Origin of the sequence: Leifsonia sp. 1010 (assembly GCF_031455295.1) — a bacterium.
GTDB lineage: Bacteria > Actinomycetota > Actinomycetes > Actinomycetales > Microbacteriaceae > Leifsonia.
Genome location: NZ_JAVDSL010000005.1, coordinates 1 through 26,489, shown reverse-complemented (window position 1 = coordinate 26,489; position 26,489 = coordinate 1). Strand labels below are relative to the sequence as shown.

Sequence of the window (26,489 nt, the reverse complement as noted above, 5' to 3'; positions counted from 1 at the left end):
CGATGCCGGCCCCCGCAGCCCCCGGCCGACGGCCGGCGATCGGAGAACTCATGACCTCGCAGAGCACGCCCAACGGTACAGACGAAGAGCGCACCTCCCCGCTCCACGACGCCCACACCGCGGCCGGCGCCTCCTTCACCGACTTCGCCGGCTGGCAGATGCCGGTCCGCTACTCCTCCGACCTCGCCGAGCACCACGCCGTGCGCACCGCCGCCGGCCTCTTCGACCTGTCGCACATGGGCGAGATCGTGCTCCTCGGCCCGGAGGCCGGTCAGGCGCTCGACTACGCGCTCGCCGGCAAGCTGTCCGCCCTCAACGTGGACCAGGCGAAGTACAGCCTCCTGCTGTCGCGCTCCGGCGGGATCGTCGACGACCTCGTCGTGTACCGCACCGGCGACGACCGCTACATGGTCGTCGCGAACGCGTCGAACCGGGATGCGGTGGCCGCCGAACTGCGCGACCGCACCGCGCCCTTCGACGTCGAGGTCTTCGACGAGTCCGACGACATTGCCCTGATCGCCGTGCAGGGGCCGGCCGCCCTCTCCATCCTGCTCGCGACGCCGGGCCTGTCGGCCGACGCCGGGGCGCTCGGCGGCTCCGACTTCGGCGAGCGCCTCTCGGCCCTCAAGTACTACTGGTCGCTCCCGGCGGAGTTCGAGACGCATCCCGTGCTCATCGCTCGCACCGGCTACACCGGCGAGGACGGCTTCGAGCTCTACCTCGCGCCCGACAACGCGCGCGCCCTGTGGGATGCCCTGCTCGAGGCCGGAGCCGAGGAAGGCCTCGTCCCCGCCGGCCTCGCCAGCCGCGACACCCTGCGCCTCGAGGCAGGGATGCCGCTGTACGGTCACGAGCTCGGCCTCGACACCATGCCGGCGCAGGCGGGACTCGGCCGGGTCGTCAACCTCGCGAAGGACACCGACTTCGTCGGGCGCGCCGCCAGCGAGGAGGGGCCCGACCCGGAGGCCCGCGTGCTCGTCGGCCTCACCGGGGAGGGCAAGCGCGCCGCCCGCGCCGGCTACCCGGTCTTCGCGCACGACGACACGACCGGTGACGACGCCGAGGTCGGCATCGTCACCTCCGGCGCGCTCTCCCCGACGCTCGGCATGCCCGTCGCGATGGCCTATGTCGCGCCGCGTTTCGCTCGCGAGAACACCGTGCTCCACGTGGATGTGCGAGGCACCCGCCTGCCGTTCACCGTCACCGCCCTCCCCTTCTACAGCAGAAAGAAGCGCTAGCCATGGCCGCAGAACGAGACCTGAAGTACACGCCCGAGCACGAGTGGCTCCTGGTCGACGGCGACGTCGCGACGGTCGGCATCACCGCCTACGCCGCTGAGAAGCTCGGCGACGTCGTGTTCGTTGAGCTGCCCGAGGAGGGCAGCGACGTCACCGCCGGCCGCGTGGTCGGCGAGATCGAGTCGACCAAGTCGGTCGGCGAGCTGTTCGCCCCGGTGAACGGCACCGTCGCCGAGGCCAACAGCGCCGTGGTCGACGCCCCCGAACTCGTCAACTCCGACCCGTTCGGCGAGGGCTGGCTGGTGAAGGTCCGCTTCACCGAGCTGCCCGACAACCTCCTGAGCTACGACGAGTACGCCGCCCTCACCGGCGAGTAAGGTTCCCCCACCTCACATGACCGACCTCTTCCCGACGCGTCACATCGGCACCGACGGCGACGCGCAGAGCGCCATGCTGTCCGCGATCGGCGCGGCCGCATCCCGCGAGTGGGCCTCCGTGGAGGACCTCGTCCTCGCGGCCGTCCCCGACTCCATCCGCGTGGACGCCGGGCGCGAGTCCGTGCTCCCGGCTCCGCTGAGCGAGCGCGCCGCCCTCCGCGAGCTGCGCGCGCTCGCCGCCCGCAACACCGTCAACCGCAGCATGATCGGCCTCGGCTACTACGGCACCATCACGCCCGCGGTGATCAAGCGGAACGTGCTCGAGAACCCGGGCTGGTACACCGCGTACACGCCGTACCAGCCGGAGATCTCACAGGGCCGGCTGGAGGCGCTGATCAACTTCCAGACCATGGTCTCCGACCTCACCGGGCTCGACACGGCGAACGCCTCGATGCTCGACGAGGGGACCGCGGTGGTCGAGGGGATGCTGCTGGCGCGCCGCGCATCCAAGGCGAAGTCGCCGCGTTTCGTCGTCGACGTCGACACCTTCCCGCAGACGCTGGCGCTGCTGCGCAACCGGGCGGAGGCGGTCGGCATCGAGCTGGTCGTGCTCGACCTGGCGAGCCTCCCGGCGGATGCCCCGGAGCTGAGCGACGCCTTCGGCCTGTTCGTGCAGTACCCGGGCGCCTCCGGGCGCGTGTGGGACCCGAGCGCCGTCATCCGTACGGCGAAGGAGGCGGGGGCTGTCATCGTCGCCGCCGCCGACCTGCTCGCCCTCACCCAGCTGCGCGCCCCCGGCGAGCTCGGAGCGGATGTCGCGGTCGGCACCAGCCAGCGCTTCGGCGTCCCGATGGGCTTCGGCGGCCCGCACGCCGGCTACATGGCGGTCCGCAAGGGCCTCGAGCGGCAGCTCCCCGGCCGTTTGGTCGGAGTGTCGCAGGATGCGGTCGGGAAGCCGGCGTACCGGCTCACGCTGCAGACCCGCGAGCAGCACATCCGCCGAGAGAAGGCGACCTCCAACATCTGCACCGCGCAGGTGCTCCTCGCCGTCATGGCGGCGATGTACGCCGTCTACCACGGCCCCGCCGGACTGCGTGCGATCGGTCGCCAGGTGCACCTGACGACGGCCGCCGTCGCCCAGGCGCTCCGCGCATCCGGTGTCGAGGTCGTGTCGCGCTCGTTCTTCGACACGCTGCAGGTGGAGGTGGATGACGCGGCCACCGTCGTCGCCCGCGCGCACGACCGCGGCATCCTGCTTCACGCGACCGACGCCGGGCTCGTCTCGCTGAGCATCGACGAGGAGTCGGCGGAAGACCTCCGCGACGGCGCCTTCCCGCTCGGCGACCTCATCGAGGTGCTCGGCGGCACCATCGACGGCACTCCGACGCTCACCCTCTCCGGCGAGGCGTCGTACGACCCGGTGCTCGCGCGGGAGTCCGAGTACCTCAGCCACCCGGTGTTCAACACGCACCACTCCGAGACCGCGATGATGCGCTACCTGCGCCTGCTGCAGGACCGCGACTACGCCCTCGACCGCGGCATGATCCCGCTCGGCTCGTGCACCATGAAGCTCAACGCGGCGACCGAGATGGAGGCCGTGACCTGGCCCGAGTTCGCCGCGCTGCATCCCTTCGCCCCGGCCGCCGACGTGGCCGGTTCGCTGGAGCTCATCGACCAGTTGGAGGAGTGGCTTGCCGACGTGACGGGGTACGACACCGTCTCGCTGCAGCCGAACGCCGGCAGCCAGGGCGAGCTCGCCGGTCTGCTCGCGATCCGCGGCTACCACCGGTCGCGCGGCGACCTGCAGCGCACCGTGTGCATCATCCCGCAGTCCGCCCACGGCACGAACGCGGCCTCCGCGGTGCTCGCCGGCATGAGCGTCGTCGTCGTGGCGACGGACGAGTTGGGCAACGTCGACCTCGACGACCTGCGCGCCAAGATCGCGGAGCACGCCGACACCCTCGCCGCGCTGATGATCACCTACCCGTCGACGCACGGCGTGTACGAGCACGAGGTCGTCGCGATCACCCAGGCCGTGCATGACGCCGGCGGCCAGGTGTACGTGGACGGCGCGAACCTCAACGCGCTGCTCGGCTACGCCCGGTTCGGCGATTTCGGGGGCGATGTCAGCCACCTCAACCTGCACAAGACGTTCTGCATCCCGCACGGCGGCGGCGGACCGGGTGTCGGCCCGGTCGCGGCGAAGGCGCACCTCGCGCCGTTCCTGCCCGGCCACCCGCTCGCGCAGGACGCGACGCACCCGATCGCGGGGGGCGGCCGCGTCGAGCACGGCGGAGCGCCGGTCTCGGCGGCCCCGTACGGCAGCCCGAGCATCCTGCCGATCAGCTGGGCGTACGTCCGGATGATGGGTGCGGAGGGGCTCAAGGACGCGACGGGAGCGGCCGTGCTGTCGGCCAACTACGTCGCTGCGCGGCTGCGGGAGCACTTCCCGGTGCTCTACGCGGGGGAGGACGGTCTCGTCGCGCACGAGTGCATCCTCGACCTGCGTCCGCTGACCGAGCGCACCGGGGTCACCGTCGACGACGTCGCCAAGCGGCTCATCGACTACGGCTTCCACGCGCCGACGATGTCGTTCCCGGTCGCCGGCACCCTCATGGTGGAGCCGACCGAGAGCGAGGACCTCGCCGAGCTCGACCGCTTCGTGGCCGCGATGATCGCGATCCGCGCGGAGGCCGACGCCGTTGCGGCGGGGGACTGGCCGTCGGACGACAACCCGCTGCGGAACGCTCCGCACACCGCGGAGTCGGCGGTCTCGTCCGAGTGGACGCACCCCTACTCCCGCGAGCAGGCCGTCTACCCCGTCCCCGCCCTCGTCCGCGCGAAGTACTGGCCCCCGGTGCGCCGCATCGACCAGGCCTACGGCGACCGCAACCTCTTCTGCGCCTGCCCGCCTCCCGAGGCCTTCGCCTGACCCACGCCAACAGCTCCTGAGTTTTTCCGCGATTCCTGCTCGTTTCGCGCGAAAAACTCAGGAGCTGTTGGCTTGTCAGGCGAAGATGTGGGGGAAGAGGGCGACGGCGAGGGGATAGCCGACGAACGAGACGATGTCGATGATCGTATGGGCGACGACGAGCGGCATCACGCGGCCCCAGCGCGTGTAGCACCAGCCGAAGACGATCCCCATGATCGCGTTGCCGACGAACGGGCCGAAGCCCTGATACAGGTGGTAGCTGCCGCGCAGCACCGCGGCGCCGAGGATGATCGCCCAGGTGCCCCAGCCCAGCTGGCGGAGGCGCGTGAAGAGGTAGCCGACGATGATGACCTCCTCCTGCAGCGCGGCACGGAGCGCCGCGAGGATGAGCACCGGCACCGTCCACCAGTGCGCGTCGAGTGTCGATGCCTCCACCGTCACGGTGATCCCGAGCAGCCGGCTGAGGGCGTAGAAGAGGATGCCGGGGATGCCGATCACGAGGAACAGCAGCGCCCCGCCGCCGAGGTCGCGGGCGGGACGCGTGAGGTCGAAGCCGATCCGCCGGAAGCCGCTGCGCTGCGGCTGCCAGAGCAGGTATACGACCAGGGCGACGGCGAACAGCGGGAACAGGTTGCCCAGCACCTGGTACAGGAAGTCGAAGACCTCCCGGCTCGACTGGGCGGGGTTCACCTCCGCCTTCTGATCCGCAAGCGGCGTACTCTGGGTGGCCCGGTCGATGATCGTGACGATGGAGTAGATCGCCGATTGGCCGAGCGACAGCCCGAGGACGATCGCGACCTCCCACCACAGGCGCGGGCGCGCGGAGCGCTCCACGGGGGTCTCTCCGGCCCAGGTCAGCGCGTCAGCCATACCGGCATCCTGCCAGCCCCGACGCCAAACCATTCAATCGTTGCATTGCACGATCAAATCCACCGTTTTTGTGCGCATCGTGCACGAATCCACCGACTGAGTTACCACTCTGTAACGTTTTCCCGCGCTGTTTTGCAATAGCTGGCAGCGATACCTAGGGTCATTCTTATCCCGCGCGGACCAGGCTTCTCGCATGCCCGTTCCGACGCACACTTCGCACAGGAGGAACATTGCACATCAACGGAAGAAAGGGCAGGTTCGCGGTCAGCGCGGTCGCCGTCGCAGGCGTCGCAGCACTCGCGCTGTCAGCCTGCACCACGTCCGGGAGCACCAGCACCTCGTCCGCTGCCAAGGGCGGCACCGTGACGGTGGCGGTCGTGAACGACTTCACCTCGTTCAACTCGCAGACGCCGCAGGGCAACCTGGACACCAACGGCCAGGTCGGTTACCTCAACGGCTCCTACGGAACCGGTTTCCAGTACATCGACAACAACTACAAGATCGTCCACGACGACAAGTTCGGCACGTTCGAGAAGACCTCGGACGACCCGCTGACGGTCAAGTACACGCTGAACAAGGACGACAAGTGGTCTGACGGCGAGCCCGTCACCGCCGATGACATGATCCTCGCGTGGGCCATCGCCTCCGGCCACTACGACTCGGCGAAGTTCGACGACGAGGGCAACGTCACGAGCGGCACCCAGTACTTCCAGATCGCGGGCTCGACCGCCGGCATCGACGCGACCGACTTCCCGACGGTCAGCAACGACAACCGCACGATCACCCTCAAGTACGCCACGCCGTACGTGGACTGGGAGCTCGTCAACCCGATCGCGCAGCCCGCGCACATCGTCGCCAAGAAGGCGGGCCTCTCCTCGGCCGCCGACCTGACGAAGCTGCTGAAGGGCCTGCCGAAGGGCGACCCGGCGAACCCGGCTCCGGCCGACCCGACGCTGAAGAAGGCGGCGGACTTCGTCAACACCGGCTACGACGTGACCGCGTTCCCGACCGACAAGGACCTGCTGGTCTCCTCCGGCCCGTTCGTCGTCTCGTCGTGGACCCCCGGCCAGTCGCTCACGATGACCCCGAACAAGTACTACGCCGGCGGTCTGAAGCCGAACGTGGACAAGATCGTGTTCCGCATCATCCCCGACGCGAACGCCCAGGTCACCGCTCTCCAGAACGGTGAGGTCGACATCATCAACCCGCAGGCGTCCGCCGACACGATCACCGCGCTCAAGCAGACCAGCGCGAAGATCCTCACCGGTGCGCAGGCGTCGTACGACCACCTCGACCTGAACTTCGGCTCGCCCGTGTTCAAGGACGAGAAGGTCCGCGAGGCGTTCCTCAAGACGATCCCGCGTCAGCAGATCCTCGACTCGATCGTCACCCCGGTCGACTCGAAGGCCAAGGTCCTGAACTCGCAGATCTTCCTGCCGAACCAGGAGCAGTACGAGGGCAGCGTCAAGCAGAACGGCTCTGACAAGTACGACAAGGTCGACATCGAGGGCGCCAAGCAGCTGCTCGCCGGTGCCACCCCGACCGTGCGCATCCTCTACAACACGAACAACCCGAACCGTGTCGACGAGTTCCAGTCGATCTCGGCCTCGGCCGCCAAGGCCGGCATCAAGGTCGTCGACGCCGGCTCGCCCGACTGGAGCAAGCTGCTCCCGGGTGGCGACTACGACGCCTCGCTCTTCGGCTGGATCAGCCCGGGTGCAGGCACCACGCAGCTGCCGCAGGTGTTCGCCTCGCAGGGTGGCGGAAACTACAACCGCTACACCGGCACCAACGACCTGGCCCTCAAGTCGCAGACCACCCTGGACAAGGATGAGCTGACGAAGATCGAGTACCAGATCGACAAGCAGACCTTCACCGACGGCTACGGTCTGCCGCTGTTCCAGCTCCCGGGTGTCTTCGCGACCACCGCGCGGGTTGACGGCGTCAAGTACAACGGCGGGCAGTCCGGCCCGTTCTGGAACTTCTGGGAGTGGTCGGTCAAGTCGTCCTCCAAGAAGTAACAGCTCCGTAAGTGAGAGTGCCCGGGTGAACCCCGGGCACTCTTACTGCGGCGGGGCGTCGGTTCCGGCCGGCGCCCCGTATCATGTAGTCGGTGGACGTGATCCGTCCACCCCGTGAGATACGCGCCTGGCGGCAAACCCCCCTCCGCCGCACCCCCGATCGGCGCGTCCTGTCAGTGAAGGTTTTGAACCTATGGCGAGTTTCATCCTGAGACGCCTTCTGGTCTCAGTGCTCATCATCATCGCCGCCTCGTTCCTGATGTACATGCTGGTCGCCTACAGCGCCGACCCGCTCCAGGATCTCCGAGGCAGCAATTCCCCCAATAAGACGCAGCTCATCAACGCGCGCATCCAGCTCCTGCAGCTCGACGTCGCGCCACCGCTGCGCTGGCTGCTCTGGCTGGGCGGTGCGGCCAAGTGCCTCATCCCGTTCGCCAACGCCTGCGACCTGGGGTCCACCGTCTCCAACGCGAAGGTGACCGACATCCTCCCGCAGGCCCTCGGGTCGACGGTGCAGCTGGTCACGTTCGCCCTCATCCTCGCGATCCTCCTCGGTGTCACCATCGGCATCGTCACCGCCCTGCGGCAGTACAGCGGACTCGACAACGTCGTCACGTTCCTCAGCTTCTTCCTGTACTCGCTCCCGGCGTTCCTCGTGGCGGTCCTGCTGAAGGAGTTCGTCGCGATCGGCTTCAACAACTTCCTCGCGCACCCGACCATCCCCTGGTGGGTGGCCGTGCTGATCGGGTTGGTGGCCGGACTCATCTGGCAGTCGCTGATCGGCGGTGACCGGAGGCGGCGCCTGCTGACCTTCGTCATCTCCGCCGTCGCGACGGCCGGCGTCCTGCTGCTGATGTCGGCGATGAACTGGTTCCTCATGCCGGGTCTCGGCCCGGTGGTGATGATCCTGCTGATCGCCGCGACCGTGATCGGCGCCACGGCGCTCATCTCGGGACTGCAGAACCGGCGGGCGCTCATCTCGGCGGCCATCGCGGGTGCGATCAGCCTGGTCTGCTACTTCGCGCTCCAGCCGCTCTTCGACGTCTCGACCATCGGCACGATCATCATCCTCGCGATCGTGGCCATCATCGTGAGCCTCGCGATCGGCTGGTTCGTCGGCGGCTACGACCGCGGTCAGAACATGCGGATCGCGGTCATCGTCACGATCGTCTCGGGCTTCCTGATCATCGTCGACCGCTTCATGCAGGCGTGGCCCCAGTACTTCCAGGACACCAACGGCCGCCCCATCGCGACGGTCGGCTCGTCGACGCCGGGACTCGAGGGCGACATGTGGGTCACGGGCCTCGACACCTTCACGCACCTGGTGCTGCCGACCATCGCCCTGCTGCTCATCTCGTTCGCCTCCTACACCCGCTACTCGCGGGCCGGGATGCTCGAGGTGCTCAACCAGGACTTCATCCGCACCGCGCGCGCCAAGGGCTTGCCGGAGCGGACGGTCGTCGTGCGCCACGCCTTCCGCAACATGCTCATCCCGATCACGACCCTCGTCGCCTTCGACGTGGGAGCGCTGCTCGGTGGTGCGGTCATCACAGAGCGCGTGTTCGCCATCCCGGGCATGGGCTCGCTGTTCAACCTCGGCCTCAGCCGCGGTGACCTCAACCCCGTCATGGCGTACTTCCTCGTGATCGCGGCCATGGCCATCCTGTTCAACTTCCTGGCAGACCTCGCGTACGCCGCACTCGACCCGAGAGTGAGGGTCCGATAAATGTCCGTCAACGACACACGAATCGCCGATGAGCTGGAGGCGCCCAGCGCCCCGCCCGTCAGCCAGGGAAAGCTCGTCTGGAAGCGGTTCCTCTCCAACAAGGTCGCCGTCGCCAGCGCCATCCTGTTCATCCTGATCCTGGTGTTCTCCATCTCGGCGATCGGGCTGGGCCCGATCCCCGGGTGGTGGAAGTACAACTACACCGAGCTGAACGACCAGGTTCAGCAGGGCGCCCCGACCTGGGAGCACCCGTTCGGCCAGGACCGCATCGGCAAGGACTACTTCGCGCTGACGATGCGCGGCATCCAGAACTCGATCCTCGTCATGGTGGTCCTCGGACTCATCGCGAGCGTCGTCGGTGTCGTCGTCGGTGCCGTCGCCGGGTACTTCCGCGGCGTCGTCGACGCGATCCTGATGCGCATCACCGACGTGTTCATCGTCATCCCGGCGCTGGTCATCGGCTCGGTCGTCGGGCACGCGTTCGGCGGGCTCGGCGCGTTCTTCCTGGCACTGATGCTCGGGTTCTTCTCGTGGATGGGCATCGCCCGTCTGGTGCGCGGCGAGTTCCTGTCCCTCCGCGAGCGGGAGTTCGTGGAGGCGGCCCGCGTGGCCGGCGCCTCCGACTCGCGCATCATCTTCAAGCACATCCTGCCGAACGCCATCGGCGTCGTCATCGTGGCCTCGACCCTGATCATGGCCTCGGCCATCCTGCTCGAGACCGCGTTGTCGTACCTCGGCTACGGCATCCGTCCGCCGGACGTCTCGCTCGGCCTCCTGATCAGCTCGAACCAGTCCGCGTTCCAGACGCGTCCGTGGCTGTTCTGGTGGCCCGGTGCGTTCATCGTGACGCTGGCGCTGCTGGTCAACTTCGTCGGCGACGGCCTGCGCGACGCGTTCGACCCGCGCCACCGCCGGTTCAACCTCCGCAAGATGCGCGAGCAGGAGCCGGAGGAGGGCGAGGGCGACGGCCGGAGCCCGAAGACCGGAGCGGCCCTCGCGGAGGACGTGCTGTGACGCCCGCCCGCGTCGCGCTGCTCCCGGCCGGCTCAGGCCAGGAGCAGCGCGGCGACGGTGCCCGCAAGCAGCAGCACCAGCACCGCGAGTTCCACCAGGTGCCAGCGCACCGTGACCGGCGTCTCGTCGGCGCGGCCCGCGTCGATGGCCCCCGCGTCCTGGAGCATGCCCCAGCGGCGGCGCACGACCTCGGCCGCAGCGCCGGACTCGGTTCCCAGCAGGTCGCCGGGGCGGCGCACGCTGTCCTCGACGCGCGGGCGGCCGATGCGGCCCTTCGTCTCGTTGCGTGTGGCGCGGAGCGTGCTGCCGGTGCCGGGCGCGGGAGCGGCCCACACCGGGATCTTGCGCCCCGGGGTGTACAGCGTCAGCGCGTACTTGGTGTCGACCGCGATCAGCGCCTCCCACGGGATGCGGACGGTGCGCGTGACATTGACGACCGTGATGCCCTCGTCGGCGACCGTGAGCTGCGGACGCCACAGCATCGCCCAGGCGACGAACGCGAACAGCACGCCCGGCACGATGTACAGCAGCCGGGCGTCGTGGACGCTGACCAGCAGGCCGATGGTCAGGGCGGCAGCGGCCGCCCAGATCAGAACGGCAAGGACCCGGTTGAACCGGGACACGAAAACCTCGCGTTCGGCGGGGGAGACGTAGGGCATGGGTCCATGCTCTCATCCCGCCGGAACGCCCCCGAAAGGAACCACGAATCATGACCGAGACCAACCCGGTCCGGGCGACGGCGCAGGCCGGCGGCCCCGTCCTCGAGGTGAACGACCTCTCCGTCGACTTCGGCGTGGACGGCGTCTGGGTGCCCGCGGCGAAGAACCTGAACTACCAGATCAAGGCGGGCGAAGTGCTCGCGATCGTGGGTGAGTCCGGTTCGGGCAAGAGTGCGAGCTCGATGGCGATCCTCGACCTCCTGCCGAAGAACTCCCGCGTCCGCGGCTCCATCAAGCTGGACGGCCGTGAGCTGACCGGCCTCAGCCAGCCGCAGATGCGGCGCGTGCGCGGTCGTCAGGTCGCCGTGATCTTCCAGGAGCCGATGACGGCGCTGAACCCCGTCTACACCGTGGGCTTCCAGATCGTCGAGACGCTGCGCATCCACTTCGGGATGTCGCCGCACGAGGCCAAGGAGCGTGCGCTCGAGCTGCTCGCCATGGTCGAGCTGCCCGACCCCAAGAAGGCGTTCAACTCGTACCCGCACCAGCTCTCCGGCGGCCAGCGCCAGCGCGCGATGATCGCCCAGTCGATCTCGTGCGACCCGAAGCTGCTGATCGCCGACGAGCCGACCACCGCGCTCGACGTGACGGTGCAGGCGGAGATCCTGGAGCTGCTGCGCAGCCTCCGTGACCGGCTCGACAGCGCCATTCTGCTGATCACGCACGACATGGGCGTCGTCGCCGACCTCGCCGACAACATCGTCGTGATGCGCAAGGGCGACATCGTCGAGTCCGGGACGGTGGCGGAGGTCTTCTCCGAGCCGAAGCACCCGTACACGATCGCCCTGCTCGACGCCGTCCCGCACCTCGGGCAGCGTGAGGACGAGGAGATCGACACGACGGCTGCCCTCGCCGCGGGCACGGAGAACCCGGATGCGTCGTTCGCCGAGCGCATCCGCGCCAACGAGCGCGCGGCGCAGGCCGAGCACGAGAAGGCCGAGATGGACAAGCGCGAGGTCGTCGTCGACTTCCGCAACGTCGCGATCGAGTACCCGAAGCACGGCCGCGTGCCCGCGTTCCGCGCGGCGAGCGACATCGACCTGAAGATCCACGAGGGCGAGGTCGTCGGTCTCGTGGGCGAGTCGGGTTCCGGCAAGACGACCCTCGGTCGCGCCGCGATCGGCCTGCTGCCCATCCACTCGGGTCAGCTCGTCGTCGCCGGGCAGGACATCAGCAGCCCGAGCCGGGACGAGATCCGCAAGCTGCACCGCAACGTCGGCATCGTGTTCCAGGACCCGTCGTCGTCGCTGAACCCGCGCCTCCAGATCTCCGACTCCATCGCCGAGCCGCTGCGCCTCGCGAAGAACCTCAAGGGCGCGGAGCTCTCGAAGGAGGTCGACCGCCTCCTCGACAGCGTCGAGCTTCCGCGCGCCTACCGCAGCCGGTTCCCCCACGAGCTGTCGGGAGGTCAGAAGCAGCGCGTCGGCATCGCCCGAGCCCTGTCGCTGAAGCCGCAGGTGCTCATCGCCGACGAGCCGACGAGCGCGCTGGACGTGTCGGTGCAGGCGCGCGTGCTGCAGCTGATGCAGACCCTCCAGAAGGAGATGAACTTTGCCTGCCTGTTCATCACCCACGACCTCGCCGTCATCGACGTGCTGGCCGACCGGATCGCGGTGATGCACCACGGCCGCTTGGTCGAGGTGGGCACGCGCGACGAGATCCTCCGCTACCCGAAGGAGGCTTACACGCAGCGACTGCTCGCCGCCGTGCCGCTTCCGGACCCGGAGCAGCAGCGCGCCCGTCGCGCCCTGCGCCTGGAGCTGCTCGCCGCCGGCTCCGACGACACCGCGGCTACGCCGACGGTCGTGCCGGAGCCGCAGCAGCCGGAGCCGCCGGTCGCCCAGGGGCTCTGAGCCGCTTCGACACGGGGGAGGGTCGGTCCACCAGGACCGGCCCTCTCTGCGTTTACGGAGGAAGCCCTGCAGGGGCCGCACGAGAACTCCTCCCTTCACGACATCGTCCGGAGCGTCGCGTCGGATCTCCTCCGTTTCTCGGGCGGGGCGAAACGGAGGAGATCCGGAAGGACACACCGCTGCTGCGCACGAAGGGAGGTGCAGGCGGCGCTGACCGCGCGGATGTCCTCCGTTTCGATGCGCCGGACGGCTCGCTGACAGCGGACACAGGAGAAGGGGAGCGGATCCACGATAGAATGGACCGTTCCCCTTCTTCCTTCTGACGAGAGTCGAGTCTGTACGCATGTCCGAGAACGCCGTCGCCCGCCGCGATGATCTGCGAAATGTCGCGATCGTCGCCCACGTCGACCACGGCAAGACCACGCTGGTCGACGCCATGCTCAAGCAGACGAACTCCTTCGACGCGCACGCGCACGTCGAGGAGCGCGCGATGGACTCGAACGAGCTCGAGCGCGAAAAGGGCATCACCATCCTCGCCAAGAACACGGCGATCTCGTACAAGGGCAAGCACGCCCCGAACGGCCCGATCACCATCAACGTGATCGACACCCCGGGCCACGCCGACTTCGGCGGCGAGGTCGAGCGCGGCCTCTCCATGGTCGACGGCGTCGTCCTGCTGGTGGATGCGTCCGAGGGCCCGCTGCCCCAGACCCGCTTCGTGCTGCGCAAGGCGCTCGAGGCGAAGCTCCCCGTCATCCTCGCGGTCAACAAGACCGACCGCGGCGACGCCCGCATCGACGAGGTCGTCGGCGAGAGCCAGGACCTCCTGCTCGGCCTCGCGAGCGACCTCTCCGACGACGTCCCGGACCTCGACCTGGATGCGATCCTCGACGTCCCCGTCGTCTACGCGTCCGGCCGCGCCGGCGCTGCGAGCCGCAACAAGCCGGCGAACGGCGAACTGCCCGACAACGACGACCTCGAGCCGCTGTTCGAGGCGATCCTGGAGCACATCCCGGCGCCGAGCTACGACCCCGAGGCCCCGCTGCAGGCGCACGTGACCAACCTCGACGCGTCGCCGTTCCTCGGCCGTCTCGCGCTGCTCCGCATCTTCAACGGCACCCTGAAGAAGGGTCAGACCGTCGCCTGGGTCCGTCACGACGGCGACGTGCACAACGTCCGCGTGACCGAGCTGCTGATCACGAAGGCGCTCGACCGCTACCCGGCCGAGTCCGCCGGCCCGGGCGACATCGTCGCCGTCGCCGGTTTCGCCGACATCATGATCGGCGACACCCTGGCCGACCCGGACGACGTGCGTCCGCTTCCCGCCATCCACGTCGACGAGCCCGCGATCTCGATGACCATCGGCACCAACACCTCGCCGCTCGTCGGCAAGGTGAAGGGTCACAAGCTGACCGCGCGCATGGTGAAGGACCGCCTCGACCGCGAGCTGGTCGGTAACGTCTCGCTCCGCGTCCTCGACATCGGCCGTCCCGACGCGTGGGAGGTGCAGGGCCGCGGTGAGCTGGCGCTGGCCATCCTCGTCGAGCAGATGCGCCGCGAAGGCTACGAGCTCACCGTCGGCAAGCCGCAGGTGGTCACGAAGAAGATCGACGGCAAGACGTACGAGCCGTTCGAGCACCTGACCATCGACGCCCCCGAGGAGTACCTGGGTGCGATCACGCAGCTGCTCGCCGCCCGCAAGGGCCGCATGGAGAACATGGCGAACCACGGCACCGGCTGGGTCCGCATGGAGTTCATCGTCCCGTCGCGCGGCCTGATCGGCTTCCGCACCGAGTTCCTCACCACCACCCGCGGCACCGGCATCGCGAACGCGATCTCGCACGGCTACGACGAGTGGGCCGGTCACATCGTGACCCGCAGCAACGGCTCGATCGTGGCCGACCGCGCGGGCGTCGTGACGCCATTCGCCATCATCGCACTCCAGGAGCGCATGACGTTCTTCGTGAACCCCACGGAGGAGGTCTACGAGGGCATGGTGATCGGCGAGAACTCACGCGCCGACGACATGGACGTGAACATCACCAAGGAGAAGAAGCTCACCAACATGCGCTCCTCCACGGCCGACACGTTCGAGTCGATGACGCCGAGCCGTCAGCTGACCCTCGAGGAGTCGCTCGAGTTCGCCCGCGACGACGAATGCGTCGAGGTGACCCCGGAGGCCGTACGCATCCGCAAGGTCGAGCTGGATGCGACCGCACGCGGTCGCGCCGCCGCCCGCCTCAAGCGCCAGGACGCCGCAGCCGTCTGACCTGCTACCCAGTTGACGCGACACGCCGTTCCGGCTGAGGCCGGAGCGGCGTGTCGCGTCAAGCCGGCGACCGATGAGCGGCACTGTGTAGCCGCTGACGCGAAAGTGCCTGGGTATCGGCTAGGTTGCTCTCGTTTCGATCAGGCGCAGAGCCTCAGAGCACCGGGCCGATACAATCCCAAGCGTGTCGATCACCATTCGTCTAAGCGGTGTTGCAATGGACAAGTCCGCATGGTGGGAGGTTGTCTCGCTCGCGAGCCATAGGGCTGCCGAGTCAGTTCAGAGGCAGATAGATGATCCGTCATTCCCTGAGGTGCCGGCTGCCCTCCGGGCGGAGCAGGCTCGCGCCAAGAACGAAGGTGTGGAGCCCGGGATGGCGATCGAGGTTGAGAGTGCGGAAAAGGGCGCTCGCATCGTAAGCGAGAACTCCGGTCGTCAGCCGCTCGCGCGAACGAGCTTGGATTGGCTTGATGCCGACTACGACACGTTCAACTTCACCATCGTTACGCCGGACCTAATCAGTGTTCGTTGTGAACAATGGCGAAGATCGCTTGTAACGGTTTCTATCGATGCCTCATCGGGTCACGGCTTCTTCAACAGTGAAGCCGCGGACGCTGCGGCAGCAAGCGAAAAACGACTCGCTGATGACATCGAACCCGTGTTGCGCGAGCATCTTGAGCCGCCCCCACCTCCTCCAGCTTTCCGCGTCATCATGGGCCACGGTAACGATCAGCAGTGGAGAGTCCTCAGGGACGAGCTTCGCGATCACCACGGGTTCGACGTCTCTGCATTTGAGGGTCAGCCGCGAGCTGGCCAAACGATCAATACCGTCCTTGAAGACATGGCGACTCAAGCTACCGTCGCTCTTATCGTTCTCACCAAAGCAGACGAGATGGCAGACGGGCGCTGGCGGGCTAGACAGAACGTCGTACACGAGGTGGGCTTCTTTCAGGGGCGGTTGGGGTGGACCAACGCCATTGCCATCGTCGAGGAGGGCGTAGACCTCTTTAGTAATCTCGACGGGACCCAGCAGATCCGTTTCCCAGCAGGGAACATATCTGCGGCGACTGGAAATGTTGCAGCCACACTGAATGCCAAGAATCGATCTCGGGAGGCATGAGGTCTTGCGCTGCCACGGCCGTTGTCCATGCGTGGATGGCCGCCGACGGCACTGCCTAGCCAGGGCCGGGCGGTCATCCGGAAGAATGGCAGCATGAAACGCCGCCTCGTCGCCCTGCCCCTCGCTGCCGTCCTGCTCCTGGGCGCCGCTCCCGCGCTCACCGCGTGCAGCTTCCAGGGCGTCGTGAAGGATGTGTCGGGCGGCAACGTCGACCTGGGCGGCAAATCCGTCCCCGCGGACTTCCCGAAGGAGGTCCCGCTCGCCGATGGTGAGGTCGTGTTCGGCGCAGGCCTCGGTTCCGGCGCCGACAAGGTGTGGAACGTGACCGTCAAGGTCGAGAACGGCGACGCCTATACCGCGATCGAGAAGCAGCTCACCGACGCCGGCTTCTCCGGCCAGTTCGGCACCCGCGGCCCGAACGGCGGCGGCACCGGCACGTTCAGCAACGGCACGTACGGCGTGCTCGTCGTCGTGACGGATGCGGGCAACAACGGGTGGGTCGCCAACTACTCGGTGTCGAAGGGCGGAACGCCGAGCCCGACGCCGTCGGCCGGCTGAGCGAAGAGGCTGGGGAAGGGGCTAGGCGAAGAGCCCGGCTCCCACGTACGAGCCCTCTTTCGCACCGGGCGGCACCGCGAACACGCCGGAGCCGACATGGCGGACGTACTCGTTCATCAGGTCGTTCTGCGCCAGGCGCTGCTGGATGGGGATGAACTGCTTCCGCGGATCGCGCTGGAACGCGATGAAGAACAGCCCGGCGTTGAGGCGGCCCAGCTCGTCGTTGCCGTCGACGAAGTTGTAGCCGCGACGGAGCAGCTGTGCGCCGCTGTTCATCGTGGGATGCGCGAGCCGCACGTGCGAATCGGGGTCGATCTTCGTGCCGCCGTCTTTCGCCAGCGCCAGGAAGTTGGGGTCGCTGAACTCGGTGCCGCCGGAGAGCGGCGCCCCCTCGCCCTTGTCGCGGCCGATGATGCGCTCCTGCTCGCCGAGCTGCTGGCGGTCCCAGGTCTCGATGACCATGCGGATCTTGCGGGCGACGAGGTAGGAGCCCCCGGCCATCCACCCGGCGCCGTCGCTGCCGGAGGCCCACACCTGGTCCTCGACCACGGTCTGGTCCTCCGACTTGATGTTGGCGGTGCCGTCCTTGAATCCGAACAGGTTGCGCGGGGTCACCTGGGCGCGGGAGGTCGACGACGTGCGGCCGAAGCCGAGCTGCGACCAGCGGATCGCCGCGCGCCCGAAGGCGATGCGCGAGAGGTTGCGGATGGCGTGAACAGCCACCTGCGGGTCGTCGCTGCACGCCTGCACGCACAGGTCGCCGCCGGTGATCGACTCCTGCAGCGCGTCGCCCGGGAAGCGGGGCAGGTCCACAAGGGCTTCGGGGCGGCGGGAGGCGATTCCGAACCGGTCCTCGCCGCTCGCCGTGCGGAAGAGGGTCGGCCCGAAGCCGAAGGTGAGCGTCAGACCGCCGGGCGGCAGGTCGAGCGCCTCACCGGTGTCGTCCGGCGGAGCATCCATCGGTCCGGACGCCGGGCCGTACTTGCCGGCGGGCCGCCCCTGCGTCATCCGCGCGGCGGCGGTCGTCCAGTCGTGCAGCAGCTCGATCAGACCGTCGCGGTCGAGGCCGGGAGCGGTGTCGAAGGCGGCGAAGTGGAGGCGGTCCTGCGCGGGCGTGGTGATGCCGGCCTGGTGGGGGCCGTAGAACGGGTACGTCGTGCCGGAGGCGGCGGTCGCGCCGACGACGACACGATCGGCCGCGACACCCGCGCCGATACCGACGAGCCCGGCGCCGACCGTCGCGCCGGCGAGGCCGAGCATGCCTCGACGGGACAGGCCGGAGCGCCCGGTGACCTCGTCGGTCTCCGGGCGCTCGGCGTCGTGGTGGTCCTGCGTCACGCGCCCTACTTGACGATGATCGAGGTCAGGTGGCTGAGCGGTTCGCTGAGCGCGTTGACCTGGTCGGAGAGCTCCTTGACCTGCTCGGTGCTGAGCTCCGTGTAGCTGACGAAGCCGTCGCCCGAGCGGTACTGGGCCAGCGTCTTCTCGATCGTCTTGAACTCGCCGTCGAGCTTCGCCACGACATCCTTGCCGTTGCTGCCCTTCTGCTCGGCGATGTCGCGGACGACGCCGTACGCCACCTGGGCGCCCTCGAGGTTGGCCTGGAAGTCCTGCAGGTCCGTGTGCGAGAAGGCCTCCTCCTCGCCCGTGATCTTCGACCCGGCGACCTCCTCCATCAGGCCGATGGCGCCGTTGGAGATCTGGTCGATGGTGAGCGTGAAGTCCTTCGCGTGGACGAGGTCGTACAGCCGCTGGGTGTCGGTCACGAGCTTGTCGGCGAGCTGCGTGCGCGTCGCGGCGTCGGACGGCGTGTACCCGGCGGGAGCCCACAGGTCCTTCTCGATGCGGTGCCAGCCGGTCCACTCCTGGCCCTCAGCCAGGTCTGCCTCACGCAGGTCGAGGGCGGGGTCGAGGTCGCCGAACTGCTCGGCGGTCGGCTCGATGCGCTCGTAGAAGGAGCGTGCCGATGCGTACTGTGCGCGGGCGGCAGCGTCGTCGCCGCCGGCGTAGGCGGTGGCGAAGGTCTTCGTGGCGGTCAGGAGCGCGCCGGCCTGGTCCTTCACGTAGCCGGTGTAGTTGGCGACGGCCTGGGCCACCTGCTTGCTCTCACTCTGCGAGACCGTCTTGCCGGTGCCGGGTGCGACGGTGAACTTCGCGACGTGCGCCGGCTCGCCCACCATCCCCTTGCGGCAGGCCGAGTAGTAGTCGCCCTCGGCGAGCTGGACCACGTAGTTGACGGTCGTGCCCGGGCCGATGTTCTCCTTCTCGCCGACGATGCGCAGCTTGTCGGTGGCCAGCAGCTCGAACTCGTTCACGTCGGTGCCCGTGTTGGTCACCTGGAAGGTGATCGGTCCGGCCTTCGCGGTGTTGGTGGACACCGTGCACTTGTCGTCGCTCAGGGTGACCGCGATGGCCTCGTCGGAGGCGGTGGCCTGGTTCGGGACGCAGCCGGTGAGCGCGGCGGCCAGGGCGGCGGTCCCCGCGAGGGATCCGGCGACGGCCGTGAGGCGGCGTCGGGTCGAGCGGGAGGCGAGCGTGCGGGTGGTCACCGGGCGCTGTCGGGGCATGGGTGTGCTGTTCTTTCTCTTGTGGTGCAGTGAGGGATCAAGAAGAGGGGATCACGACGCGATCGGGGCGTGCGGGGCCGACGCGGCGGCGGGTGCCGTGGGCGCGGGTCGTGCGGCGGAACGGTGCTGCCGGATGTAGAAGTAGCCGACCACGGCGAGATAGGTGAACCAGGCGGCGACCTGCAGCGCGGTCGGCGACGGGTTGAAGTTGAGGATGCCGGCGGCCAGCGTGCCGTACCAGCTGGAGGCGGGGATCGCGCGGCTGATGTCGTACGCGTGGACGCCTCCGCCGGGGAGGAGGCCGGCCTCCTGCAGGTCTCCGAGCCCGTAGGCGAGCACGCCGGCGGCGACGAGGACGAGGAAGGCGCCGGTCCAGGTGAAGAACCTGCCGAGGTTGATCTTCACCATGCCGCGGTACAGCAGGAAGCCGATCACCGCGGCGGTGGCGATGCCGAGGAGGGCGCCGACGGCCGGCTCCCAGCTGCCGCCGGTGCTCGCGACCGTCGCCCAGACGAAGAGCGAGGTCTCGATCCCTTCGCGTCCGACGCTCAGCATCGCGAGGAGCACGACGCCCCAGCCGGCGCCGACGAGCGCGGAGTCGAGCCGGTTGTGGAGGGTGGACTTCATGCTGCGGGCGGTCTTGCCCATCCAGAACACCATCCAGGTGACGAACCCGACCGCGACGAGCGACAGGGAGCCGCCGAGGATCTCCTGCGCCTGGAAGCTCATGCCGTAGGGGCCCCAGGTGAGCACGGCGCCGATCCCGAGCGGGACGATGAGCGCGATCCCCACGCCGATCCAGAGCTTCGACAGCACCTCGGTGCGGCCGAGCTTGACCACGTAGGCCACCAGGATGGTGACGATGAGCGCCATCTCGAGGCCTTCGCGGAGGCCGATCAGGTAGTTCGCGAGCACAGGTGACCTTCGTCGGGGGAGGGGTTCGTGATTGGTAAGGCTAACCTTACTCAATCGAGCGTAGAGCACCGCCCTGGAAGTGTCCAGATAGTATGCGAGGATGCTCAGCCGGATCGTCAGCGCCATCCTCCTCGTGCTGGCGGGAGCGGTCTTCGGGGCGATCGGGACGGTCGCGCACCAGTACTCGGTGACCTGGGGGATCCCCATCCCGCTCGGGCTCATCGGCTCGCTGCTGGCCTTCACGGCGCTGCTCGTCGGCCTGCGCCTCCTCGGTCACAGCCGGTTGCCCGCGCTGCTCGCGGCGCTGGGCTGCATCGCCGTCATCCTCCTGTTCGCGCAGCAGAGCGCGGGCGGCTCCGTGCTCATCCAGAACGACCTCGCCGGCCAGATCTGGCTCGCGGGGCCCATCCTGATCGCGGCGATCGTGATCGCCTGGCCCGATGTGAAGACCCGGCAGTCGGTCCGCGACGGCCTAAGCTAGAGGGACAGCTCCACCTGAAGGGATCCGATCCACTGTGACCTATGTCATCGCTCTCCCGTGCGTCGATGTGAAGGACAGGGCCTGTATCGACGAGTGTCCGGTCGACTGCATCTACGAGGGCGAACGGTCGCTGTACATCCACCCCGACGAGTGCGTCGACTGCGGCGCCTGCGAGCCGGTCTGCCCGGTCGAGGCGATCTACTACGAGGACGACCTGCCCGAGGAGTGGAAGGACTACTACCGCGCGAACGTGGAGTTCTTCGACGACATCGGCTCGCCCGGCGGAGCGTCGAAGGTGGGTGTGATCTCCAAGGACCACCCGCTGATCGCCGCACTGCCGCCGCAGGCGCACTGATCCGCGGCGCACCGATGACGGCATCGATGGCCACGCCGCCGAAGGAGCGCTGACGTGGCGCTGCAGGAGCTCCCGGACTACCCCTGGGATCTGATGGCGCCCTACGCCGAGCGGGCGCGGGCGCATGCGGACGGTCTCGTCGACCTGTCGATCGGCTCGCCGGTCGACCCGACGCCGGACCTCATCCGCGAGGCCCTCGCCAGCGCCACGGATGCGCACGCGTACCCGCAGACCGTCGGGACGCCCGCCCTGCGCGAGGCGATCGTCGACTGGTTCCACCGCAGACGCGGCGTCCGCGGGCTGACCGTCGAGAACGTGCTGCCGACGATCGGCTCGAAGGAGCTCGTCGCCCTGCTGCCGTTCATGCTCGGCCTCGGCGAGGGCGACATCGTGGTGCATCCGCGCGCCGCGTACCCGACGTACGCGATCGGCGCGGCGATGGCCGGCGCGACCGCCGTCGCGAGCGACGATCCGGCCGAGTGGCCGGAGGGCACGCGCCTCATCTGGCTGAATTCTCCCGGCAACCCGGACGGCCGCATCCTCTCGGTCGCGGAGCTGCGCGCGGCCGTTGCGCGCGCCCGTGAGCTGGGCGCCTACATCGCGAGCGACGAGTGCTACGCCGAGCTGGGCTGGGAGGCGCCGTGGGATGCGGAGCGCGTTCCGAGCATCCTCGACCCGCGGGTCATCGGGCAGGACCGCCGCAACGTCCTCGCGGTCTACTCGCTCAGCAAGCAGTCCAACCTCGCCGGCTACCGCGCGGCGTTCGTCGCGGGGTGCAGCGCCATCATCGGGCGCCTGGTCAACGTGCGCAAGCACGCGGGCCTGATGCTGCCGGCGCCGCTGCAGGCCGCGATGGTCACCGCGCTCGGCGACGAGCGGCACGTGGAGGAGCAGAAGGCGCGGTACCGCGCGCGCCGCGACCTGCTCAAGCCGGCGCTCGAGGCCGCGGGCTTCCGCATCGACCGCAGCGAGGGCGGCCTCTACCTGTGGGCGACGGAGGGACGCGACGCCTGGGAGAGCATCGGACGGCTCGCCGACCTCGGCATCCTGGCCGGCCCCGGCCACTTCTACGGCGACGTCTACCCGGAGCACGTGCGCCTGTCGCTCACGGCGACGGACGAGCGGGTGGCCGCGGCGGCGGAGCGGCTGCAGGGGTTTGGAGACAATCTCTAACGGGTCGCCGGTGCCTTTGCCCGATGCCGCAGTTGTCGCCGGCGTTCGTTAGGCTGTACCGGCACGGCCCGTCGAGCGGACGGCGCCGGGCAGCGCTGCCACGATCGGCGCGCACCTTTGACCACCCATATGGGCGACTAACCCACCAGGAGGCGTTGTGAGCGGACTCGGCACCGAGAGCACTGGCACCGAGAAGGCCGAAGCGGAGGCCGACCTCGCGACGGCCTCTCTGACCTATCCCGGCGGTGTCGCCGAGTTCCCGATCCGGCCGAGCGTCGACGGGGCCTCGAGCATCGACTTCTCGACGCTCACGAAGCAGACCGGGCTGACCAGCCTGGACTACGGCTTCGTGAACACGGCCGCCACGCGCTCGTCGATCACCTACATCGACGGCGAGCAGGGCATCCTGCGCTACCGCGGGTACCCGATCGAGCAGCTGGCCGAGAACTCCACGTTCCTCGAGGTGGCCTGGCTGCTCATCCACGGCGAGCTGCCGTCGGCGTCGGAGCTCGCGGAGTTCGACGAGCGCATCCGCCGGCACACGCTGCTGCACGAGGACCTGCGCCGCTTCTTCGACGCCCTCCCGCACGACGCGCACCCGATGTCGGTGCTGTCGAGCGCGGTGTCTGCGCTGTCGACCTTCTACCAGGACTCGCTCAGCGTTCACGACCCGGAGCAGATCGAGCTCTCCACCATCCGGCTTCTCGCGAAGCTCCCGGTCATCGCCGCGTACGCGCACAAGAAGAGCCTGGGCCAGGCGTTTCTGTACCCGGACAACTCGCTGAGCTTCGTGGACAACTTCCTGCGTCTGAACTTCGGCACCCTGGCGGAGCCGTACGAGGTGAACCCAGTGCTGTCGCGGGCTCTCGAGCGCCTGCTCATCCTGCACGAGGATCACGAGCAGAACGCGTCCACCTCGACCGTCCGCCTGGTCGGGTCGACGCAGGCCAACCTGTTCGCGTCCGTCTCCGCCGGCATCAACGCCCTCTACGGCCCGCTGCACGGCGGAGCGAACGAGGCCGTTCTGCAGATGCTCGCCGGCATCCGCGACTCGGGCGAGAGCGTCCAGAAGTTCGTCGAGCGGGTCAAGAACAAGGAGTCCGGCGTCAAGCTGATGGGCTTCGGCCACCGCGTCTACAAGAACTTCGACCCGCGCGCCAAGCTCGTGAAGCAGTCGGCCGACGAGGTGCTCGAGGCGCTCGGCGTACACGACCCGCTGCTCGACATCGCGAAGGAGCTGGAAGAGGTCGCCCTCGCCGACCAGTACTTCGTCGACCGCAAGCTGTACCCGAACGTCGACTTCTACACGGGCGTCATCTACAAGGCCATGGGCTTCCCGACGCGGATGTTCACGGTGCTCTTCGCGATCGGCCGCCTGCCGGGCTGGATCGCGCACTGGCGCGAGATGAACCTCGACCCGCAGACGAAGATCGGCCGTCCGCAGCAGCTGTACGTCGGCTCGCCGGAGCGCGATCTCGGCCGCTGAGCCGCATCCACGACTCGACGTCATCTCGGAGGGATACCCTCCTTCAGAGACGGCGGTACCGGCCGACGAAGGAGCGACGTGGGCGACGACACCCCCCGACTGAGGCGGCACCATCGGGTCCTGAGGGTGATCGGCGGCGTGCTCGCGGCGCTTCTGGTGCTGGTCGTCGTCGGGGGTGGGGTCGGCGTGTGGACGATCACGCGCTCGTTCCCGCAGACCGCCGGGTCGGTGGATGTGCCGGGCATCACGAAGCCGGTCACGGTGTACCGCGACGACGCCGGCGTGCCGCAGCTGTCCGCATCCACCGCCGATGACCTGTTCCGCGCGCAGGGGTACGTGCACGCGCAGGACCGTTTCTGGGAGATGGACTTCCGCCGTCACGTCACCGCGGGCCGGCTCTCGGAGATGTTCGGCGCGAGCCAGGTGCCGACCGACACGTTCATCCGTACGCTCGGCTGGCGCCGCGTCGCCGAGCAGGAGGTGAAGCTGCTCGACCCGACCTCGCTGCGGTACTACCAGGACTACGCGGACGGCGTGAACGCCTACCTCAAGCAGCGGTCGGGGGCCGGGCTGTCGCTGGAGTACGCCATCCTCGGCCTGCAGAATCCGTCGTACAAGCCGGAGCCTTGGACACCGGCGGACTCGATCGCGTGGCTCAAGGCGATGGCGTGGGACCTCCGGTCGAACCTCGAGGACGAGATCGACCGCGCGCTGCTGGCGACCAAGCTGAAGCCGGAGCAGGTCGCGGAACTGCATCCCGGCTATCCGTACACGGGCCACCCGACGATCACCGACCTCGGCGGCGGGAACCCGCGGACCGTCACGCCGGATGCCGCAGCGGGGGCCGCCGGCGAGCCGGAGAAATCCTCGGGTGACGCCTCGGCGCTTGCGCCGACCGCCTACGCGTCGCAGCTGGAGCAGGTGGCCGCGAGCGTCGACTCCTTCCCGCAGCTGATGGGTCCGGCCGGCGACGGCATCGGATCCAACTCGTGGGTGATCGGCGGCACGCACACCGCCAGCGGCAAGCCCCTCCTCGCCAACGACCCGCACCTCGGCGCCGCCCTGCCGTCGGTCTGGTACCAGATGGGCTTGCACTGCACGACGGTGGGGCCGGAGTGTCCGTTCGACGTGTCCGGCTTCAGCTTCTCCGGCTTCCCGGGCATCATCATCGGCCACAACGACCGCATCTCCTGGGGGTTCACCAACCTGGGCCCGGACGTCGCCGACCTGTTCGTCGAGAAGGTCACCGGCGACACGTTCGAGTACGACGGCCAGCAGCTGCCGCTCGAGAAGCGCACGGAGCGCATCCGCGTCGCCGGCGGTAAGGGTGTGACGATCACCGTCCGGTCGACCCGGCACGGGCCGATCGTCACCGACATCGGCGATGCGTACGCCGTGATCGCCAAGGACCAGGCGGGCAAGCTCGGTGTGCCGGCGCAGCAGTTCCAGCTGTCGCTGGCGTGGACGGCACTGACCCCCGGTACGACGGCGAACGCGATCTTCGCCTTCGACACCGCGCGCGACTGGCCGAGCTTCCGGGCGGCGGCCCAGCAGTTCCAGGTGCCGTCGCAGAACCTGGTCTACGCCGACGTGGACGGCAACATCGGCTACCAGGCGCCCGGCCTCATCCCGGTCCGCTCGGGTGGCGACGGGACGATGCCGATGCCCGGCTGGAGCAGCGGGTACGGCTGGACGGGCACCATCCCGTTCGAGGAGCTGCCGTCGGTGTTCGACCCGCCGGCCGGGTACATCGTCACGGCGAACAACGCCGCCGTCGGGCCGGGTTTTCCGAGGCTGATCACGGCGGACTGGGACCAGGGGTACCGCGCCAACCAGATCGAGGTGCGCCTGAGCGCCCTGATGGCGCAGGGGAAGAAGCTGACGTCGAAGGACATGTCGGAGATCCAGGCGGACACCTACGACGCGAACGCGGCGAATCTTGTCCCGGTGATCCGCGCGGTGGCCGAGAATCCGGATGCGTCAGCCGACGTGCAGCAGGCCGCCCGGCTGCTCGCCGACTGGGACTACCGCGACGATGCGGACAGCGCACCCGCCGCGTACTTCGCGGTGTTCTGGCGGGAGCTGCTCCACGACATGTTCGCCCGCAAGATCCCGGCGGCCACGGCGCCGACCGGGGGCGACCGCTGGTTCACCGTCGTCGCCTCGCTGCTCGGCCAGCCCGAGTCGTCGTGGTGGGCGGACTCGGACCTCGGCACGTCCGACCGCGACTCGATGATCGCCTACGCGGCCGGTCAGGCGTGGAAGGAGACCGCACACCAGCTGGGCGGCGACGTGTCGTCGTGGCGCTGGGACCGTCTCCACACGCTCACGCTGAAGAACGCCAGCCTGGGGGAGTCGGGCATCGCCCCGATCGAGGCGCTGCTGAACCGCGGGCCCTGGCATGTGGGCGGCGGCAGCAGCGTCGTGGATGCGACGGGCTGGGATGCGACGCTCGGGTTCGCTGTGCAGCGCGTGCCGTCGATGCGGATGGTCGTCGACCTCTCCGACTTCGACAAGAGCACGTGGATCAACCTCACGGGAGCGTCCGGTCACGCATTCGACGCGCACTACACGGATCAGACCGATCTGTGGGCGCAGGGGAAGACGCGCCCGTGGCCGTTCACCCTCGCCGCGGTGAAAAAGGCCGCGGACCAGACCCTGACGCTGCGTCCCGAGCGCTGACTCCAGCTCCTCCTCCGAAGATTCGTGGGGGGTGTGGGGGAGGCGGGGGGGGGTGCGGCCATAAGGGCCGCAAAGGGGTCGGGGGGGGGGGGGGGGGGGGCCCGCCCCCCGCGCCCGCGCGGGGGGCGCCCCC

Annotated in this window: 20 protein-coding genes; 15 read left to right on the top strand and 5 right to left on the bottom strand. The window is 68.8% G+C overall.

Annotated elements, in window-relative coordinates; genetic code table 11:
* Positions 1-50 precede the first annotated feature (50 nt).
* The 3 genes from gcvT to gcvP are packed head-to-tail and all read left to right on the top strand — an operon-like array spanning position 51 to position 4,547.
* Complete coding sequence (gene gcvT / locus J2Y42_RS17460) at positions 51-1,238, top strand: glycine cleavage system aminomethyltransferase GcvT (protein ID WP_309861107.1); 1,188 nt, start codon at positions 51-53, stop codon at positions 1,236-1,238.
* Positions 1,239-1,240: 2 nt separating this feature from the next.
* A complete protein-coding gene (gene gcvH, locus J2Y42_RS17455) occupies positions 1,241-1,615 on the top strand; it encodes a glycine cleavage system protein GcvH (RefSeq protein WP_018191498.1) in 375 nt (124 codons plus the stop codon).
* Between the two features lie 16 nt (positions 1,616-1,631).
* Positions 1,632-4,547: an aminomethyl-transferring glycine dehydrogenase gene (gene gcvP, locus J2Y42_RS17450; protein WP_309861104.1), complete on the top strand. Its 2,916-nt coding sequence runs from the start codon at positions 1,632-1,634 to the stop codon at positions 4,545-4,547.
* A 75-nt stretch (positions 4,548-4,622) separates the two neighbouring features.
* Here gcvP and J2Y42_RS17445 read toward each other — a convergent pair whose 3' ends face one another.
* A complete protein-coding gene (locus J2Y42_RS17445) occupies positions 4,623-5,417 on the bottom strand; it encodes a type II CAAX endopeptidase family protein (protein WP_309861102.1) in 795 nt (264 codons plus the stop codon).
* 230 nt (positions 5,418-5,647) lie between these two features.
* Between J2Y42_RS17445 and J2Y42_RS17440 the strand changes: the two genes are divergently transcribed.
* From J2Y42_RS17440 to J2Y42_RS17430, 3 genes are all read left to right on the top strand, one after another.
* Complete coding sequence (locus tag J2Y42_RS17440; RefSeq protein ID WP_309861099.1) at positions 5,648-7,438, top strand: ABC transporter family substrate-binding protein; 1,791 nt, start codon at positions 5,648-5,650, stop codon at positions 7,436-7,438.
* Positions 7,439-7,631: 193 nt separating this feature from the next.
* Entirely contained in the window at positions 7,632-9,164 is a 1,533-nt protein-coding gene (locus J2Y42_RS17435; protein WP_309861097.1) for an ABC transporter permease, read from the top strand.
* Entirely contained in the window at positions 9,165-10,178 is a 1,014-nt protein-coding gene (locus tag J2Y42_RS17430; RefSeq protein WP_309861093.1) for an ABC transporter permease, read from the top strand.
* A 32-nt stretch (positions 10,179-10,210) separates the two neighbouring features.
* Here J2Y42_RS17430 and J2Y42_RS17425 read toward each other — a convergent pair whose 3' ends face one another.
* Positions 10,211-10,837, bottom strand: a complete 627-nt coding sequence (locus J2Y42_RS17425) for a PH domain-containing protein (RefSeq protein WP_309861091.1) — start codon at positions 10,835-10,837, stop codon at positions 10,211-10,213.
* A gap of 50 nt (positions 10,838-10,887) precedes the next feature.
* On the opposite strand from J2Y42_RS17425, the gene J2Y42_RS17420 reads away from it, so the two are divergent.
* The 4 genes from J2Y42_RS17420 to J2Y42_RS17405 all read left to right on the top strand — a co-directional run bounded on the left by J2Y42_RS17420 (position 10,888) and on the right by J2Y42_RS17405 (position 16,697).
* Positions 10,888-12,750 carry an ABC transporter ATP-binding protein gene (locus J2Y42_RS17420; protein ID WP_309861087.1) on the top strand — a complete coding sequence of 621 codons (1,863 nt, stop codon included), beginning with the start codon at positions 10,888-10,890 and terminating at the stop codon, positions 12,748-12,750.
* A gap of 343 nt (positions 12,751-13,093) precedes the next feature.
* Positions 13,094-15,019: a translational GTPase TypA gene (typA, locus tag J2Y42_RS17415; protein WP_018191490.1), complete on the top strand. Its 1,926-nt coding sequence runs from the start codon at positions 13,094-13,096 to the stop codon at positions 15,017-15,019.
* A gap of 184 nt (positions 15,020-15,203) precedes the next feature.
* Complete coding sequence (locus J2Y42_RS17410) at positions 15,204-16,139, top strand: TIR domain-containing protein (RefSeq protein ID WP_309861084.1); 936 nt, start codon at positions 15,204-15,206, stop codon at positions 16,137-16,139.
* A gap of 93 nt (positions 16,140-16,232) precedes the next feature.
* Positions 16,233-16,697, top strand: coding sequence for a hypothetical protein (locus J2Y42_RS17405; protein WP_309861081.1), 465 nt, complete (start codon positions 16,233-16,235; stop codon positions 16,695-16,697).
* Between the two features lie 21 nt (positions 16,698-16,718).
* On the opposite strand, the gene efeB is transcribed toward J2Y42_RS17405, so the two are convergent.
* The 3 genes from efeB to efeU are packed head-to-tail and all read right to left on the bottom strand — an operon-like array spanning position 16,719 to position 20,179.
* Positions 16,719-18,035: an iron uptake transporter deferrochelatase/peroxidase subunit gene (gene efeB / locus J2Y42_RS17400; RefSeq protein WP_309861078.1), complete on the bottom strand. Its 1,317-nt coding sequence runs from the start codon at positions 18,033-18,035 to the stop codon at positions 16,719-16,721.
* A gap of 5 nt (positions 18,036-18,040) precedes the next feature.
* A complete protein-coding gene (efeO, locus tag J2Y42_RS17395; protein WP_396427172.1) occupies positions 18,041-19,264 on the bottom strand; it encodes an iron uptake system protein EfeO in 1,224 nt (407 codons plus the stop codon).
* Between the two features lie 51 nt (positions 19,265-19,315).
* Entirely contained in the window at positions 19,316-20,179 is an 864-nt protein-coding gene (efeU, locus tag J2Y42_RS17390) for an iron uptake transporter permease EfeU (protein ID WP_309861076.1), read from the bottom strand.
* A gap of 100 nt (positions 20,180-20,279) precedes the next feature.
* Here efeU and J2Y42_RS17385 point away from each other — a divergent pair, with 100 nt between their 5' ends.
* The 5 genes from J2Y42_RS17385 (at position 20,280) to J2Y42_RS17365 (ending at position 26,356) form a co-directional block, all read left to right on the top strand.
* Positions 20,280-20,660, top strand: coding sequence for a hypothetical protein (locus tag J2Y42_RS17385; RefSeq protein ID WP_309861073.1), 381 nt, complete (start codon positions 20,280-20,282; stop codon positions 20,658-20,660).
* Between the two features lie 34 nt (positions 20,661-20,694).
* Entirely contained in the window at positions 20,695-21,015 is a 321-nt protein-coding gene (gene fdxA, locus J2Y42_RS17380) for a ferredoxin (protein ID WP_018191484.1), read from the top strand.
* A gap of 54 nt (positions 21,016-21,069) precedes the next feature.
* Positions 21,070-22,188, top strand: a complete 1,119-nt coding sequence (gene dapC, locus J2Y42_RS17375; protein WP_309861069.1) for a succinyldiaminopimelate transaminase — start codon at positions 21,070-21,072, stop codon at positions 22,186-22,188.
* Between the two features lie 157 nt (positions 22,189-22,345).
* Complete coding sequence (locus tag J2Y42_RS17370; protein WP_396427171.1) at positions 22,346-23,674, top strand: citrate synthase; 1,329 nt, start codon at positions 22,346-22,348, stop codon at positions 23,672-23,674.
* A gap of 78 nt (positions 23,675-23,752) precedes the next feature.
* Positions 23,753-26,356: a penicillin acylase family protein gene (locus J2Y42_RS17365; protein ID WP_309861067.1), complete on the top strand. Its 2,604-nt coding sequence runs from the start codon at positions 23,753-23,755 to the stop codon at positions 26,354-26,356.
* Positions 26,357-26,489: the final 133 nt, after the last annotated feature.

What these genes read in the sequence shown, in the direction of transcription:
- J2Y42_RS17385 (WP_309861073.1), top strand. Translation starts at nt 20,280, where the DNA reads ATGCTCAGCCGGATCGTCAGCGCCATCCTCCTCGTGCTGGCGGGAGCG.
- J2Y42_RS17430 (WP_309861093.1), top strand. Translation starts at nt 9,165, where the DNA reads ATGTCCGTCAACGACACACGAATCGCCGATGAGCTGGAGGCGCCCAGC.
- J2Y42_RS17405 (WP_309861081.1), top strand. Translation starts at nt 16,233, where the DNA reads ATGAAACGCCGCCTCGTCGCCCTGCCCCTCGCTGCCGTCCTGCTCCTG.
- gcvP (WP_309861104.1), top strand. Translation starts at nt 1,632, where the DNA reads ATGACCGACCTCTTCCCGACGCGTCACATCGGCACCGACGGCGACGCG.
- gcvT (WP_309861107.1), top strand. Translation starts at nt 51, where the DNA reads ATGACCTCGCAGAGCACGCCCAACGGTACAGACGAAGAGCGCACCTCC.
- J2Y42_RS17435 (WP_309861097.1), top strand. Translation starts at nt 7,632, where the DNA reads ATGGCGAGTTTCATCCTGAGACGCCTTCTGGTCTCAGTGCTCATCATC.
- J2Y42_RS17420 (WP_309861087.1), top strand. Translation starts at nt 10,888, where the DNA reads ATGACCGAGACCAACCCGGTCCGGGCGACGGCGCAGGCCGGCGGCCCC.
- efeO (WP_396427172.1), bottom strand. Translation starts at nt 19,264, where the DNA reads ATGCCCCGACAGCGCCCGGTGACCACCCGCACGCTCGCCTCCCGCTCG.
- gcvH (WP_018191498.1), top strand. Translation starts at nt 1,241, where the DNA reads ATGGCCGCAGAACGAGACCTGAAGTACACGCCCGAGCACGAGTGGCTC.
- typA (WP_018191490.1), top strand. Translation starts at nt 13,094, where the DNA reads ATGTCCGAGAACGCCGTCGCCCGCCGCGATGATCTGCGAAATGTCGCG.
- J2Y42_RS17425 (WP_309861091.1), bottom strand. Translation starts at nt 10,837, where the DNA reads ATGCCCTACGTCTCCCCCGCCGAACGCGAGGTTTTCGTGTCCCGGTTC.
- J2Y42_RS17445 (WP_309861102.1), bottom strand. Translation starts at nt 5,417, where the DNA reads ATGGCTGACGCGCTGACCTGGGCCGGAGAGACCCCCGTGGAGCGCTCC.